The sequence below is a fragment of the Nocardia sp. NBC_00403 genome, assembly GCF_036046055.1.
GTDB lineage: Bacteria > Actinomycetota > Actinomycetes > Mycobacteriales > Mycobacteriaceae > Nocardia.
In genome coordinates this window covers 5,835,508-5,851,282 of the sequence record NZ_CP107939.1, presented here as the reverse complement: position 1 = coordinate 5,851,282, position 15,775 = coordinate 5,835,508, and the positions used below count along the sequence as shown (strand labels likewise).

General features: G+C 62.0%; 13 protein-coding genes. 5 read left to right on the top strand and 8 right to left on the bottom strand.

Annotation, left to right across the window (positions count from 1 at the left end):
* Positions 1–46: 46 nt before the first annotated feature.
* Positions 47–1,273 (bottom strand): SMI1/KNR4 family protein, encoded by a 1,227-nt coding sequence (locus OHQ90_RS26050; RefSeq protein ID WP_328413105.1) that lies wholly within the window; start codon positions 1,271–1,273, stop codon positions 47–49.
* A 265-nt stretch (positions 1,274–1,538) separates the two neighbouring features.
* Here OHQ90_RS26050 and OHQ90_RS26045 point away from each other — a divergent pair, with 265 nt between their 5' ends.
* From OHQ90_RS26045 to OHQ90_RS26035, 3 genes are all read left to right on the top strand, one after another.
* The gene (locus OHQ90_RS26045; RefSeq protein ID WP_328413459.1) at positions 1,539–1,664 is read left to right on the top strand and encodes a hypothetical protein; all 126 of its coding nucleotides are present in this window, start codon (positions 1,539–1,541) and stop codon (positions 1,662–1,664) included.
* 1,122 nt (positions 1,665–2,786) lie between these two features.
* On the top strand, positions 2,787–2,918 hold the full coding sequence (locus tag OHQ90_RS26040) for a hypothetical protein (RefSeq protein ID WP_328401770.1): 132 nt from the start codon (positions 2,787–2,789) through the stop codon (positions 2,916–2,918).
* Between the two features lie 14 nt (positions 2,919–2,932).
* Complete coding sequence (locus OHQ90_RS26035) at positions 2,933–3,301, top strand: hypothetical protein (protein ID WP_328401768.1); 369 nt, start codon at positions 2,933–2,935, stop codon at positions 3,299–3,301.
* A 77-nt stretch (positions 3,302–3,378) separates the two neighbouring features.
* Here OHQ90_RS26035 and OHQ90_RS26030 read toward each other — a convergent pair whose 3' ends face one another.
* Positions 3,379–4,653: a hypothetical protein gene (locus OHQ90_RS26030; protein WP_328401766.1), complete on the bottom strand. Its 1,275-nt coding sequence runs from the start codon at positions 4,651–4,653 to the stop codon at positions 3,379–3,381.
* Positions 4,650–5,756 (bottom strand): HesA/MoeB/ThiF family protein, encoded by a 1,107-nt coding sequence (locus OHQ90_RS26025; protein WP_328401764.1) that lies wholly within the window; start codon positions 5,754–5,756, stop codon positions 4,650–4,652. The genes OHQ90_RS26030 and OHQ90_RS26025 overlap by 4 nt, the downstream gene beginning before the upstream one ends.
* Before the next feature lie 410 nt (positions 5,757–6,166).
* On the opposite strand from OHQ90_RS26025, the gene OHQ90_RS26020 reads away from it, so the two are divergent.
* Positions 6,167–6,415: a recombinase family protein gene (locus tag OHQ90_RS26020; protein WP_328401762.1), complete on the top strand. Its 249-nt coding sequence runs from the start codon at positions 6,167–6,169 to the stop codon at positions 6,413–6,415.
* Between the two features lie 1,321 nt (positions 6,416–7,736).
* On the opposite strand, the gene OHQ90_RS26015 is transcribed toward OHQ90_RS26020, so the two are convergent.
* From OHQ90_RS26015 to OHQ90_RS26005, 3 genes are all read right to left on the bottom strand, one after another.
* Positions 7,737–8,501 carry a hypothetical protein gene (locus tag OHQ90_RS26015; RefSeq protein ID WP_328401760.1) on the bottom strand — a complete coding sequence of 255 codons (765 nt, stop codon included), beginning with the start codon at positions 8,499–8,501 and terminating at the stop codon, positions 7,737–7,739.
* Complete coding sequence (locus tag OHQ90_RS26010) at positions 8,498–8,755, bottom strand: helix-turn-helix transcriptional regulator (RefSeq protein WP_328401758.1); 258 nt, start codon at positions 8,753–8,755, stop codon at positions 8,498–8,500. Before OHQ90_RS26010 ends, OHQ90_RS26015 begins: the two co-directional genes overlap by 4 nt.
* Before the next feature lie 369 nt (positions 8,756–9,124).
* The gene (locus tag OHQ90_RS26005) at positions 9,125–11,878 is read right to left on the bottom strand and encodes an ATP-binding protein (RefSeq protein ID WP_328401756.1); all 2,754 of its coding nucleotides are present in this window, start codon (positions 11,876–11,878) and stop codon (positions 9,125–9,127) included.
* Positions 11,879–12,001: 123 nt separating this feature from the next.
* On the opposite strand from OHQ90_RS26005, the gene OHQ90_RS26000 reads away from it, so the two are divergent.
* A complete protein-coding gene (locus OHQ90_RS26000; protein WP_328401754.1) occupies positions 12,002–14,065 on the top strand; it encodes a LuxR C-terminal-related transcriptional regulator in 2,064 nt (687 codons plus the stop codon).
* A gap of 277 nt (positions 14,066–14,342) precedes the next feature.
* Here OHQ90_RS26000 and OHQ90_RS25995 read toward each other — a convergent pair whose 3' ends face one another.
* Together OHQ90_RS25995 and OHQ90_RS25990 are read right to left on the bottom strand one after the other, a co-directional pair.
* Complete coding sequence (locus OHQ90_RS25995) at positions 14,343–14,861, bottom strand: hypothetical protein (protein ID WP_328401752.1); 519 nt, start codon at positions 14,859–14,861, stop codon at positions 14,343–14,345.
* Positions 14,862–15,515: 654 nt separating this feature from the next.
* A complete protein-coding gene (locus OHQ90_RS25990) occupies positions 15,516–15,761 on the bottom strand; it encodes a hypothetical protein (RefSeq protein ID WP_328401750.1) in 246 nt (81 codons plus the stop codon).
* Positions 15,762–15,775: the final 14 nt, after the last annotated feature.

Sequence of the window (15,775 nt, the reverse complement as noted above, 5' to 3'; positions counted from 1 at the left end):
GGTTATCGACTTCGACTGGGGTGTTGTTGGATTGGTACAAGCTCGGTCACCTGAGCTGGCCGGAAAGGCGGAATACCTCACTCGCCGGGATGCCTAGGCGCTGTGACCATGCCACGGTTTTATCCAGAGACGGGGAGTCGTCGATCAGCCGAGCGGCGGCGAGAGTGGCGGGAAGTTTTCCTTGGTCCAGGAGGATTTCCCACTGATATGGCCGGAGAGCCAAGTAGCGTAGTTCCGGCAGATCAGCCAATACGCTCAAGTCCCGGATCTCGGCCTTCGAGAGATCCAAGCTGCGAAGGGTCGAGACGGTGCGTAGCGGGGTGATATCGACAAAGGCCGTGGTCTCCACGGCCAAGGACGTGAGGGCGCGATGTCCGTCGAGATCGCCGAGATCCGCATTGGCCAACTTGATGTGCAGCGATTCAATAGGCAGATGCTGAATCGGAGCGAGGTCTCGAACGGGGCACCACACATGTAGGCGCCGCAGGTTCGGTGCGGCAGCCAGCGGGGCCAGATCGATCAGGCTCGAGCCGCTGAGGGTGACCAGCTGAAGGGTCGGTGTGACATCGTCGAGGATCTCGGTTCCGCCTATGAGCAGCCTGGGACCCATCCCGTAGTCAGGGGCCGAGATGGAGATCGCGTCACCGGATCGGTATATCTCGAACTGTTCCAGTTCGAGCGCAGTCAGATAGTGGCCCAGCAACGAGGTTACCGAATCGGCGACATAGACTGGGCCGTCGGAATAATCGCCACCAGTGAGGATGATCTGGCCAGGGTGACCGTGACGGGCCGGAGCCACGTCCACCGCCATGTAGTTGCCGGTCAGGTCGGTACCGATCGGTATCCACCCAGGATGGCCTCCACAGCGTCGAACAGTTTCTGGCGGTTGGGCATCGAGAATGACCCAATCCCAGGCCAGATCCCAGCCGAATTGCTTTGTCATGGTCGCGTATAGGTCTCTCTCCTCCTCGAGAGTCGCGACAACCATTCCGAGCGGCATCCACGCTTTGCCACCGAACAAACTCCCTGTGTTGGTGTCCATTTCGCCGTCGGCGATCAAGTACAACGCCCGCAGGTCAGCGGGTAGCGGTTGACCGATGCGGCGCTCGGCGGCCGCGAGCGCCGCTGCCGATACCGGCGGTCGTAGTTGATCGGGCCGCCCCAAGATCGTCGCACGGCTCTGCAGATACTCGTGGAACCGTGCTACTGCGAGCTCGGGATCGCCTTGTGCATCGGATGCCCCAGCGTCCTGCCCGTCGCCGGGCCACGGCATTTCATACGTGGGGTCAATTGTCGCCAGATATCCAGGTGATGAGCCGAGGGTTCGCTTGACACCGTGCCGCACCGCGACCAATCGGTATTCGCCAGTCGTGTCGCAAGTAAGTGCGATCGTTGCTGTGTCCCAGTCGGCAGATTTCTTCAACTCCGCCGCAATTGCCCGCATATCTTTCTGCATAATCCATGAGGCGTTCCATGAGTCTCTACTCACGAATGGCACCGATCGACCGCCCACCGTATAGGACACCAAGGCCGCGCTCATGGAGTTGTTCATTGCATTGCATTCCGATACGGCTTCCGTCCATCCCGCAGGCGCATTCGCGATCATGTTCTCGACGGCTCGTTGCACGGCGGACTCGATCAAGATGGTGCTCTCCTACAGTTGACGGGGCGATCGGAATCGCGGTGACCACAAGCCGCGCGGCTACCCGCGGTCGTTGGTGGTGCAGATAGACGCCCAGGAACCTCGCAGAGCGTAACCGTGCCGGGGCCGACCGAATATCCGCCATAGTGCCTATGTTCGTATGTCGTGTCCGGAGAAAGACGCTGACCGTATGGATTTCCCTTCTTCCAGTCACCGGTCTCATCGACTGCGAACATCGCAGCCTGCCGCGCGCGCCGACGCCGAACGGCTGCGCTTGATGTTGCGCGAGGTGTTCCCACAGCCGGTGACAGCCAGAAGGATTGGGGTGAGTACGACAGAGTCCTCTCCGACGAAGTCGCGAGTGCGGCCGCCATGACGGCGACGGTCATGGCCGCGCTGTAGCCGGAGGCGACGGCGTGAACGGTGCCGTAGCCGCCAGTCGCGGTGAAGGCGGCCGGGAAGCGGCGACACCGAATGCCGCGTCAACATCCGCCGTCATGTGGAGATCCCTTGTTGCGGGCGCGGATTCGGTTTGGTTAGTTGGTCGACTGGTGCGGACTACGCGAGGTCGACGTGGGGTTGCCGGCGACCGATCACGAGATGCCTGCGGACAGCCTGCGGGGGATCTGATGTCGACAGGTTCGAGTTCGCCGCGGTGGTGCGCACGATCCGGAGTATGCCGGGCTTCGTCCTCGACGGTGGGTGATAGAGGCCGATGTCGTCGATAATCCGACCGGCCGCATTATATGCGACCCCGGCCCAAATCGTGGATCGAGGACCCTCTCCTTGTGCGGTCAGTGTTTCTGCGTACATACGGCACGAATCCAGCATCGGGCAGCTGAGGCAGGTGTCGATGGCCGTATACCAGGTTTGTTTCGAACCGACGTCGAGATTCCAGTCGTCCGGCCGCACCGCGCAGGGCGGCTGGGAGGTTGATAGCGCGGGGTGTGCTGGCATAATCGGAAAACCTGCGTCGCAATTCTCGGTTTATGGGAGGTCTGTGCAAATGCTATGAGCGAGGCGGGGGCCGAAATATCCGTGAACATACGTAGATTCGCCGACTGGATCCGGTCGATCCGAGCGCTGCGCTTCCCAGGTTTGGGAACAGGGGAGCGGCGACCTCGGTGGATGTAGCGTTTCGGACGTGAGCGAGCCGAATCTTCCAGCGGCGGGTAGCACGGCGTTGTCCATGGTCGCGGTCGCGCGCGAGATCATCAGCCCGGAATATCAGGAATGCCTCGACCCGGCTGAGATCGCCTTGAGCCGCGCGTGCTGAACGGCGGCGATGCTATGGCCAAGAACAACCCCGTCGACCAGATCGGGATTCAGTGGGCACAGTTCGCCGGGAAGGCGGGTAGCGGAGAGATCTGGTTCGACCCCAAGGTCGCCGCCACCGTGGCGGCGAAGATCATCGCGGCTCTCGAACAGTGGCAAACGTCGAGAGCCACGCCTCCGCAGGTGGATTCGGCCTACAAGCGGGCTCCTTCGGATTGCTGCCGTACGAGGCGGGCGATCGGCAACCCGGTGACTATCAAGGCCGCGGGCCGAGTCCCGGCGAGCAAACTCGGCAGATCTACAACCTCCGCCGACCGCCCTGGCCGTTCGTCGGCATTCCTTATGACGATCGACTCGAAGCGCGGCGGTCCGACTGCCCTGTAACTGGGCGATTACCGACGTTGAACGGCGCTTAGATCACGCGGGTAGCACCGGGCGACGGTCGTACATCTCTCTCCAGATCATGGACCTATAGCAGTATGTCCGGCGCCGCGCAGTCTCCGACGACCGCACAAGCACGCGACCCACCCGCGGTGCCGTCGCCACCACGTCAGCACCCACACTGTGTGCACGCTGCCGAGAATGAGCAAGACGACGACGCTGTCGAGGTTGGTGATCAGCGATTGGCCCAGGCCGATGCGGGTGATCGCGCGCGAGATCAACGTCAGGTCGGCGGGAACGGTGAATATGGCCATCACGCCGAGACAGAGCGCCGTTCCGACGACCAGGACGACGCTATAGATCCGCACCGCCCGGCGTTCGTGGTGCGGCAACCCGAGACTGGGGTCGACTGTCCCGGTAGTCGATCCGAAGATGGTGTGTCGCACCCGGTTTCCGAGGTAGCGGGCATACGCGGTGCCGTCACCGAACAGGTTGCGGCAGGCCAGGACGTCCTGCAGCACGTAATAGATGTCGGTGCGCATGAAGACCATGAACTCGAACGGCAACGACATCAGCGCGATCACCATTGTCGCGGCCAGGATCCTGTGCACAGTGGTCGCCGGGCTCGTCGTCGCCTGGATCAGGACCGCGACCGCCGCGACCGACAGATTCGTCGCCATACCTGCCAGATATGCGGTAAGCCGATGCCTGCGCGGGGCGAATTCGATACCGCTGATGTCGGTTTCGGCAATCAGGAACTGCAGCCGCGTACTCAGTTGAATACGAGCGTGCACGCCTGCCGCCCGGGCGGTGATGAAGTGAGCCAGCTCGTGGACATACACAAGCGACCATCCGGCCCCCGCGCTCAGCGCCAATACTGCAGTCCCCTGCGAACTCCACAGCAGCTCATGGAAACTGGGCAGCAGGCCGGGTCGGAGCACGAGTGCCACGGTTGCCGCCAGCATCAAACCAATGAACAGGACAGGAAAGACCGGGCTCAGTGCGAATCGGGCGTGTTCGGGCCGAATGCGGGGAAACGACGCGGGAAGCGGTGGCTCAGAGGCGACCGGACGGCCATCGATGTCGGCGACGAAACCGAGCGCCGCCAAATCCCGGGCGAAAGAGAGCACATCGAACACGCAACCTTCCGTGTGAGCCATCCGCGTAGCGGCCTCATCGATGCTGTGGCCGGCCCGGAACAGTTCGATCGCGACCGCGCCTGCACGGGGCAGCGCCACGAACCGGCGGGTGTCGAGTCTGCCGGTGATCCATTCATCGCCGTCCTGCCGAATCGCCATGTCGTGCAGACGCACCCGGCTCTCCGGAAGCACGACGACGGGCACGGGTTCGGTCACGACCGGTCCCCGCAGATCGCGCAGTCCGCCCGGCGCCCGAGCCGAACCAGATTCGATTCGCCGGGAACTGCGAGATTAACCTCGTAGCAGAAACCCAGCTCGATCGGTGGTGCGCCGGTGAGGACTGCGAGCACAAAATGTGTGACGAAACTGCCCGTGATGGCGGCCGACACGATGTTGACCGGATTCCAGGGCAATCGCGGATCCAGGTCCTCGATGGACATTCCCGGCGGCATACGCACGTCCGGTATGTCGGCCGCCTGATCATGCAGGCACTCCCAGCACGCGCCGGTTTCGGGTCCGTGCACACCCGCGGAAGCAATCGGGCCGTGATAGCCGCCGACCGCCCACGTCACACCGGCCTGGTGGAACGCCCGGTTGGCCCAGCGGCGGATCACGCGCGGCTTGTCGGCGCACAGCGCCACCACGTCGTAACCTGGCTCGAGCAGAGCACCGAGATCGGCCTCACTCGCAATCCATAGTTGCTCGCCGCTGATCTCCACATCGGAATTGAGATCACGCAAATGCTCCATTGCGGCATCGATTTTAGACCTGCCGATGTCGGCCTCCCGATACAGAATCTGCCTATTCAGATTCGAGACCTCGACGAAATCCGCGTCGACACAGTGCAGGAAACCCACACCCGATGCGACGAGCCCCTGCGCAACAGCTCCCCCCACACCACCGAGACCGATCAACAGAACCCGGGACCGCCGCAACCCGATCTGGATATCCCACGAATTGGCACGCGGCACCCCATCCATCCAGCGAAAAAACGGGACGCTACGAGAGTAGCGATCACGCTCCCGGTCGGTCAATTCCACCGGCACCGGAGCGCCGTAATCTTCCAGCAAACCTGCATCGAGCAATTGCTGCATCGCATCGGCTATTTCTCGCGGTGATACGTCCGCATGATCAGCCGAAACCGCCGAGATTATCTCGGCGGGCGATCTTGTTCCGTCGAGCGCGCCGACCAGGGCCTTGATTGTGCCGTCCGGATCGTCGATCTCAATCCCCAGCCCATACACCGTGGCGCCGATTCTTACGGTGCGGTCGACCGTCACGTAGGGACTCAGTTCCGGCTTGACCCGCGGCCTCACCATGTCCACAACCTGGATTCGGCCGTTCATCAAGCCTCCAGAAATCAGTCAAGCGATCAAAGCGCGGCATTACTGGCGAATGATTCGTCTCCACCGAAAACATTCTCGGCGGAGACGAATCACACGCTATAAACTACTATCCGTTAGGCGCCGTTCCCGTTACTGGGCATGCCAGCGGTTTCTTTCTTGTCCAGTGGACGGATTGAAATCGGACTCGGGCGCTCATCGGAGGGGCGAACTGTGGTTTCGATCTTCTTCATGACTGCACTCCTTAACTGAGTACTCGCAACCACCAACCAATTTCGGCGGGCGAGCGGGTCGCTCGGCCGACACTACCGAGTCGTAACGGCCCAAATATCCGCCATAGTGCCTATTATCTCGGGGTTGGCGGCCTTCGGCTTCCTCCGCGCTCGTTGCCTCGGCGGTGCGGCATCCCCGCCGAGAAGATCTACACGGACAAGAAGACCGGGGCCATCCTCGACCGCCCTGGCATCACCGAGCTGCTGCGCTACGCGCGCCCCGGCGACACCATCGTCGCCGTCACTCTCGACCGGCTCGGCGGTAACCTGCGCAAATGTCTCAACATCGTGCACGACCTGTGTGAACAGGGCATCGGGATCAATGCGCTGAAGGATCCAGATCCCGATCAACACCAGCGATGACTCGGTTGTGGCCGAAATCGCCGTCGCCATGCTCGCCTATTTGCGCACATGGAGCGGGTGTTCATGCGAGGACGCGGCGCCCACGCCTGAGAAGTTGGCATTCTGAATGCAAGGTGCGCTCAGCACGATAATCCTTGACATTCCCAAATCATAGGAATGTTCTTCCGGTCAGTCGTGGGTGAAGGCCGAGGTGAGGTAGCGCATCTGCTGGGACCACGATCCCGGCGGTGCGATCCGAGTGCCATCAGCCATCCGACTCGGCTTCCAAGGAACAGCGGTCTGGATCGCCACAGGATGCTCAGTAGACACAATATCGGCAACAAGCTTCCGGCTGGGCACCGACGACGTCATGGTCATCTTCACCCCGGAAATGAGCTCACAGATAGGAATCCCAGAAAGCCGCTGAGCCCCCGGCCGCCCCACTGGACCAGCGGCCGTTCAAACTCACCAGTCCACAGGTATTGACAACAATATCTCGTTTTCTGGGATAACTCCGCTGTGCGCGAACTTGCCAAGGACGCAATAGATTTCAGGGCATGCGTTAAGCACGTTTCGAAGATCCTCGCCAAACTCGAACTCCGCTCTCGCATCCAAATCGCAGGAGTCCTCGCGAGCCCGCATGCTACTGCCAGGATGTCGGAACAGACCGATACTCTCGCGATATGAGCGACATCACGGAGGGATACACCAACGCGGCGATTGCGAATCGCCTCTCCGTGTCGAAACGCACCGTCGACAGCTCTTGACCGGTCGTCGCGCGAGCAGCGACCGGTCAAGAACTCAGTGGTTGGCTTCGTCAGAAGCTGGACGAACCGGTGACGACGCAAATTAGGGCCGTGCCCGGGTTGGCCAGTACTCCGGGGAGATCGCACGCACTCGCGTGGTCCCCGATCGGCTCATCGGCACGGCTATCCACGGTCGGCGAAACGATGACACCCTCTGCCGCGATGCCTTCTGTGTGACTTGGTGCAGCGCCGAAATTCATTGCTAACCTCGTTGCGGCCATTGCGACTGTGACAGCGGCGGAGACTTTAGCGATACGCACACTGAACCTCCTTTCGTCTTAACGAAATAACGGGCTCTCTACCAGGGAAAACACCAATTGGTGCAGGAACTGCCGGTGTCCGTCAACGACGTAAACGGCGCCAAAATCATTGTGATCAGATCCACGTCGGGCACATACCTTTCGTTGGGTGTCCCATAAACTAACGCTGCACTTGGTGACGGTCGAGCTATGTTGCCAGCAGTGGTAAACCGGTGCATAGCGGCCTGGCCAAGTGGTCCGACGAGCCCAAAGTGGTTGAGGCCCGGACACGCTTACTCAGATCGGTCCCGACGGGCCGTCGCCGCGGAGCGCTTCGGCCAAGGCTTGGGCCTGATTCGGGGTGATCCCAAGCGCGATAGGGATCTGGCGCGGGCTGTAGCGGCACGAGCAGACGGGCACCGGATTGTCCCCGGATACCATCCACGACGGTTCGGAATGCCCGTCGCCCGTGACGGTCTCGAGCAACTCCCGTGCGAACCGGGGCGCTACGTCGTCTGGTGTACCGCAGCGAACGAGGGCGCGCGCGACGACCTCCCATGCGTCCTGTGGCGTGGCGGCGTCCCCGAGCATGGGTAAGAGAAGCAGGAGACGCTGTGCCGGATCGACGAGGCCCTCGGCGTCAGACGCGTTCTCCGGCACGCTTGCGGCGATGGCGGTCAACTCCGTCCAGCACAGCCCCGGCCCGGCATCCTCGGGCCCGCACTGCCCCAGATGCCCGAGACGGTCCCATGTAGGGTGGCGTACGACGAACTCGACTGTATTCGTGTCCTCGAAGTTGGCGTAGATGGCGAAGACTGTGTGTCCACCGCCGAAGGCGACCCGGAACACAAGCCACGGCTGCTCGGCGTCGCTGAGACGTTCCAGCATCGGCTCGAACGCGGACGCCGCGACGTCGTATTCATCTGTGTCGTCCGAGAGATTGCCCATCGTCCCCAGCAGGTGAGCAAGCCAGAAGGCCGGTTCGCGGGCGAGCTCCTCACCTGCGACCAATTCGGGGTCCGTGTACTCCGGGACGTCAACGCTCTTCGTGATGTCGCTCATGTCGCGAGAGTATCGGTCTGTTCCGACATCCTGGCAGTAGCATGCGGGCTCGCGAGGACTCCTGCGATTTGGATGCGAGAGCGGAGTTCGAGTTTGGCGAGGATCTTCGAAACGTGCTTGTCGACGGTGCGTTTCGACACGGAGAGGCGATTCGCAATCGCCGCGTTGGTGTATCCCTCGGCGACGAGATCGGCGACGATGCGCTCAGTGGGTGTGAGAGACGCACTTGTGCCGCCCGCGTCCGAGCGGGCCATGCCGGCGGGCCAAACGCCGTGTCGTCGGAGTCGAGCCCGAACTCGCGCCGAGTCTCGGTGCGTGCCAATGTGATCGTACAAGCGCAATGCGGCGTCGTGGGCTTCGGTGCGGCGACTGGCCTCCGAACCGCGCGAATCTGTGTTTTTCTCCTGGTGAGGAGATCGGAAAGGTACCGGTGGTGACTCGGCATCGTGCCGGTGTTCCGGCATCCAGGTCCCAATCTTCAGGATGTTCGGCGCATGGCGTGGCGAATTCCTTGCGAGTGAGTGCAAAATTGGCCTGGACATGGGACGAGTGGACCATAGGTGGGCATACCGAAACATCGGCCAATCCAGCTAGAGACAGTGCAAGGAGCCTTCGACGTTGCCTCAGCGCTGGCGATGGAATTCGATCGCGATCTGAACCCGGGATTGTGCCGCGAGCTTGGTCAGGATGCTGGATACATGAGATTGGACGGTTCGCCGTGACAGGACCATTTGAGTGCCGATCGCCGCATTGGAATGGCCCTCGGCGACCAGCTTCGCGACTCGGTGCTCGGTGGGAGTCAATGATGCCCAACCTGTTTTGGGTCGGTTGCGGGGGCCGACCTGACCGAGGCGGACTCCATGTTTGCGCAATGTTGATTCGGCGCGGGCCATGTCCCAATACGCGTCGAGCCGTTGATAGTTCGCGATGGCCGTTACCAGCGATTTTCGTGCGTCAGTTCGATGTCCATCGGCCGCCAGGGCGGCAGCGAGGGCTTCGCGAGCCAATGCTTCGTAGAGCGGTCGCCCTGCACTGCGGAACGCGTCGGCCGCCGCGTCGAGCAAGTCGCGCCGACTATCCGCCAGACCGCGGCAGTACAACGCTGTACCGCGGCGGCTGTGCGTTGGTGTCGATATCTCGGCCAACAGTTCGGCTTTCGCTGCGATCTCATGGGAGAGTGCGTTGTTGTCGCACGTGAAGGCAAGACGAGCCAGATCCGGGAACAGGTAATATAACGTCGGCACGCCCAAGGTCTGCGAGCATATTTCGGCGAGCACTTGCTGGGCGTGTTCCAGTTTGCCGTCGCGTTCGAGTAGGAGGGCGTGCGTCCACGCCTGCCACGGTTTTCGGTCGCGGTCGCCGAATCCCTCGGTCGGCGAGCACGGACGGGCCGCCGGGCTGCCACGTCGCACGGCGATCAAGTCGGCCAGAGCTAGTCCTGTCGGACCGAAGTCCATGGGGTCCGGCGTGTCGGCGCACGCCTCGATTTCGGCCAGGCTGTCATCCCAATTGCCGGTGAGGAAATGGATCCGTGCCCGAGCGTACAAGCTCGACGCGATGAACGTGCCCTGGTGTTGGTATCCGTGCAGCATCGCTACTCCATGAAGGTGGAGAGCTTCGGGGTAGCGGTCCAATTCGGTAAGACTGTTGCCTTGCAGCGTATAGGGATCGAACTGATCCGATTTGTCATCGAGTGGTTGCGTCTGGTAACCGTGCACGACGAGTTTGCCGTAGCTCAATGCTTCGTCCAGCCGACCGCTGACGTAGGCCAGGGATCCCAATGTCACCGCACCGTGATTTCCGAAGTCGCCGTGGGTGAAAGCGTCTTTCGCTGCGAACTCGGCCGGTTCCAGCCGACCGAGCAGATAATGGCAGATACTGGCAAGCCCGGTATAGCGGGAGAGCTCCGACTCGGTGAGTACATGCCGTTCCGTCACCTGCCGAATCGTCGATATCGTCTCGTCCAGCTTGCCTTGCCCGATGCAAGCCATCGTGAGAAGCCACCAGAGGACTGCGGTGAATGACGGCAGTTGCTCCAAGGGCTCGTTCGACCGCAATAATGCGCGAATCGACGCTTCGGCCTCACTCGAGCTGCCTTTCGTCAGCAGCGCGCGAATATAGTGCTCCCACAATGCCCGGTAGGTGTTGGACGCACGCGAGACCCTCGGTAGGGTGCGCTCGATCAAGTCGGCCGCGAGTTCCGGTGCCCGGAGGGCAAGCCCGCTCATATTGTCGAGCAGCCAAGTTTCCATTGTTGGGTTGACCATATGGTAAGCAGCTTGCACCAGGTGGCCCGCGACGCGTTCGGGGGAGGCCTCGTTCGCTGCTAGTATCAGCGCGGCCCGATCGTGCAGGTTCCGCTGGGTCGCCTGTGGCACACGCTCAGCTAGGACTTGTTGGATGAGATCGTGGCGAAAGGTGAACCGTTCTGGGGTACCGGCCAGCAATCCGGCCTCGAGCGCCAATTTCACGACGGAGTCGATATGCCCAGCGGGAGCATCGAGCACTTCCGCGAGCTCTGTCGTTGCAATATTCGGCACTAACACAGACGCAACCGACAGCACCTGACGCGCGGTCGCGGGGAGCAGCGCAAGCCTCGCCTCAATGACATCCTCAGGAGAGTTAGGTGGCTGCCTGACGGTCGGAAGCGTTGACGTAGGCATGATTCCCGCCAGTATTTCGGTCACATAGAGCGGATTTCCGCCAGCCCTGGCGACGGCCGCCAGCTCGACCGGTTCGGGTGCTCGCTCGAGCGTCTGTGCCACCATTGCCACCACCGCGGGCTCGCTCAACGGTGCCAGCTCGATGTGGTGCCCGCCGCTCGAATCCAGTTCGGCGAGGACCGTCGGCAACTGCGATCGACGAGTCGCTATCAACAGCAGAACCGGCTGCTGGACGGCATATCGGCTCAGGTGCTGTAACACCTTCATAGTGGAGCCGTCGGCCCATTGCACGTCGTCCACGATGACGGCCACTGGAGCTGCAGCGCACCAGTGGTCCATGAGGGCCAACAGCGACTCGGTGATCGCGAGTTCTCGGCCGAGGAGGCCACCTTCCGCTCTTTCGGCCCCGCTGAGCAGCGTGAGTACTCTGTCAATGAGCAGTTCGTGTGGCCCAATATGCCCCTCGAAACAGGCACGTAGGCCGGCGAATGACACGTGCTTGTCGAGGTGGGTCGCCGCTCCGGCAAGCACTCGGAAACCCCGGTGTGCCGCCTCGTTGCGCAGCAAGCTCAGCAGCGCGGTCTTCCCGATTCCGGGCTCGCCAATAATCGTCGCGACGTTACCGTTGCCCGCCTGTGCCTGGGTGATCAACTCAGTCGCGAACGCGATTTCGTCCATACGGCCGTGTAACTCGCCGTTCGCGCTGCTAACCACAACCATCAGTGTAAAAGACTCGACACTACCGATCCCTAATACCCACGTGAGGGAGTACCGGCCATTGACGAGCGTTGTGACTGGAGACAAGACTGCCGTAGACCTGGCCTGGGAGGACTGGTTATGGAGGACTCGAGGCAGTTGGACTATCTGGATCCAGCTGTGCAGAACGTATTGTCAACGGCAGCCGCGGTCGGGCCGGACATCGAGCCCGTTGAACTCGCGATCATCCTCGACCAGCCATTGCTCACGATATGGGTGATGCTCGACGCTGCGGTGGACTGCGGTGTTCTGCAGCATATGGGTGATGCGTTGACCTTTCGGGACAATGCGCTACGCACGACCTTCGCCAATCGTCTGCCTGCACCGGACCGCGCGCGAATGCCCCTGGACGCAGCTCGCCGGCTCATCCCAGCCGGCGTATCCGACCAGCGAATCGCACGCTACTTGTTGGAAGCCAGAGCATCGTTCGACCAAGACCTCCTCGAATGGATTGCCGCAGTCGCGGCCGTTCTGACCTTGCAGGACTCGCGACTCGCAGTCCGCCTGCTGGCACGAGCCTGCGCGGTCGGGCTACCAGACGACGACATCGTTGAGGTGTTGTGCGTGTGGCGGGTGCGAGCGCTGCTGCGCTGCGGTCGCGCTGCTGCGGCGGTCCCTGCTGTTCGATCGGCGCTGGAGCACGCACGCCGGTCGGATCGTCACCTCCGCGAGGTCGCCGACATGGTGTGGCTCTGCGCCTACGTGGAATACACCCAAGGTCGCTTCACCGATGCGCTGGAGACAATCAATACGGCCATCGATCGGGTCGATCGCCACGAGGCTTTGCGAGGCAGGTTATCCGGTCTGGCGGCCCTGATTCTGTTGGCCCGCCAGCGCACCACTGACGCCGAGGCGGCCGCTGCCGAGGCTATCTCGGTTGGCGAGTCGGAAAACGACACGACGGCAATAGGACTCGGTCGCCACGTGCTGGGGATGATCCGCTACCACGAGGGCCTGTTGGACGAGGCCATCGAATTGGGCGACGTAGTAGCCGACGACCACCGCTATTGCGGTGTCCTGTTGCAGTGGCAGCCACTGGCATTCGACCTTTTCGCGGTTCGCGCTTTGTGCCTGATCGAATTGGGTCGCACGACCGAGGCAGAGGACACGCTGAATCGCTCCTTCGAACTCGGTCGCGTGGAACCGGGAATCGACCCACCGCAGTCATGGCGGGCTCGTGCAAGGCTTCGATTCCTCACCGGCAACTGGGACGTGGTTGCCGAGGGTCAGACCGAATCATCTTCGCCTGTAGGAGTCGACGACCCTACGACGCGAAGCTGGACCACACTGATCGAGATCAATCGCGGCATCATCGGCGCGGAAATATTGGATCCGGTCGATTTCCGCGAAGCCTCGGACACCTGCGAGCAGCAATTCGTGTGGTCATGGGCCCGAGCGCTGGTAGACGAAGCAAACGGACAGTTAGCGGACGCGATCAAGCGACTGGTAGTGCTCTGTGATGACACAGCTGACGGTGCCACGATGGCGTTGCGCTATTACGTTTATCCAGACCTCGCTCGGATGGCGGTGACTGCCGGAGATTCGAAGATCTCAACGCAGGTGGCTTTGCTTGCTGAGCAGTGGGAGAGTCGATATTCGACTGCTGCCCGCCGTGGCACAGCACTCCTTTGTCGCGGGCTTGCCGACAGTAAGCCGACATTGGTCGAGTCGGCCGAAGCCGAATTCCGGGCCGCGGGCCGTCCACACTACGTCGGGCAGGCGTGCGAGAACCTGGCTACGCTGCTCGGCGCATCGGGGCGCCGGGGCGATGCACGTGCCGCGCTGTACCGAGCGGTAGATCAGTACTCGACCCTCGGGGCGGCTATGGGCATCACACGGGCCGATGCGCGCCTGCGCCAGTTCGGAATTCGTCGAGGCCGCAACCGTCTGAGCGGTCACACCAACACCGGGCAGCCAGCGCTGACACCTGCCGAAAAACGCGTGGCAGAATTGATTGCCTTGGGCCACAGCAACTCGGAAATCGCGGCTCGGACATACCTTTCACAACGCACAGTGGAGTCGCACGTCTCGGCCATACTGGCCAAGCGCGGCGCACAATCACGCGTGCAACTGGTGGCCAATGCCGAACAGGGCCTGCGGGCAACGCGCCAGCAGCACCCCAACGGCTCATCGTCGAATAAGTAGCAGCTGTCGGCGTCCGACAAAGTCGGAATGATCTCAGACCCACCTGGTGAGTAGCCGCGTGGCGCGCGGATCGAAACGGCCACGCGCCTTGCCCAGAGATCAACTAGCTGAGCTCATTTCGGGCAGTCGCGCGTCGGCTGAACATCCACTCCTACGTGCACAGCTACATAGGAGCTGCGTGATCTTGTGGACCGGTACGGGTCGGTCGAATCGATCCGCTCCGGTCGCCGACGGCCCGACTTATCACCGGCGACCGGGGCTGACTCTCGAATCCGGTCTACAGATTCAAGTCCGGGCTGTAGATACGAGCGATCCCCTGGCCATCTTTGGTGACTTCGGTGAAACTGCGATAGCGATGCCCGGGCTTCGCCAGCGCTGTGTCCACAGTCAACGGCGGGGAGGGATACTTGCCGTTCGAGCAATGAAATGGGCCGCTGGTCGCGACCTGCTCGTTCGCCCCGGTCTCATACGCGTTGTAATCCACAATGGTCACGACCATGGTGCAATCGGATTCGGGCGTGATGTCGCCAGATTTGATCGTGAGGCCGCCGAATGCCCGGGGTACCCCATTCTCGGCGTAAATGCATGACTGTACTTCTGCGGAGCCATCGCTCGACAGGTATGAGCCCGAGCAGCTGTAAGGGCTATCCGGGGCGGCGACAGCGGCAGGTGCGAACAGGAGTAACGGTGCCGCACTGGCACAGACGGAAGACAGGACACGTGACAACGAACCGATGGACATGTAAGACCTTTCGATATCAGAAGCATCAGATCCTCGACGAATGATCTTGTCCACCTTATATGTTGCAACCCGCAGGCCACATGACGGTACCTACCGGGTCGCGCTGACGCGCACGTCGAGGTTGAGGATCTCCGGGTCCATCCGGTCTGGGCCGTCGAGCAGTCCGAAGCGCAAGTCCTCTGTCTGCACCGGCAACAGTCGTGGGCTCCGCGCATGCTGCACCAGTTCGGAGTAGGACTCGGCGTCGTGTTCGGCTCCGACCTGGCCGTTATCTGGAACGAACCCGGGTTCGAACCTGCGACCCCTGGACCTGGGGTTCTGTTGTCGATCAGCCAAGCCGATTGGTCGAATGCGCTTGTACACAAAGCGTTGAGCTGCGGAAGCGGCGTCGCAGTGTTCGCGATGCCCTGAGGATCGCCATTGAACTGCGACAACTTGTGGCTAGCGTGCGCCGATCTCGGCTAACTCCGCACCGACACCAGCTTCTCGACATGGTGTGTGTGCCAGAGAGTATGTTCCGTGGTTAGCTGTCTCCGGCTCTGAAGTGGTCGGGGACTACCCGCGCCCCCGAGTCGCCAACTGCAGTAACAGGATTCGGCCTCACCGGGGTTGCGATAGCTGATCGCAGGCACAGCACTGCCCCGCCGATCACGATCGGCGGGGCAGTGCTGTGCAGAGGTGCCTGACCTCGGGATCGAAACCGAAGGTTCAGTGGGGAATCGGGAAGTTGGCGCGGGAAGCGCCGTGGCCGTTGGGCTGGGCGGTCACCGACAGGCCCGCTTCGCGCGCGTAGCCGACCACGGCGGCCATATCGTCCGCGTCTTCGACGTGCACGACCGCCGCGACCGGCTGGTCGATATTCAGATTCCACGGCGTCCGTGCGGTATCGAACTCTTCATCGCCCGGCAGCAGTACTCGGCCGCGCACGGCGGATCGCAATGTGTTGTGTGACATCTGGATTCCCTTCG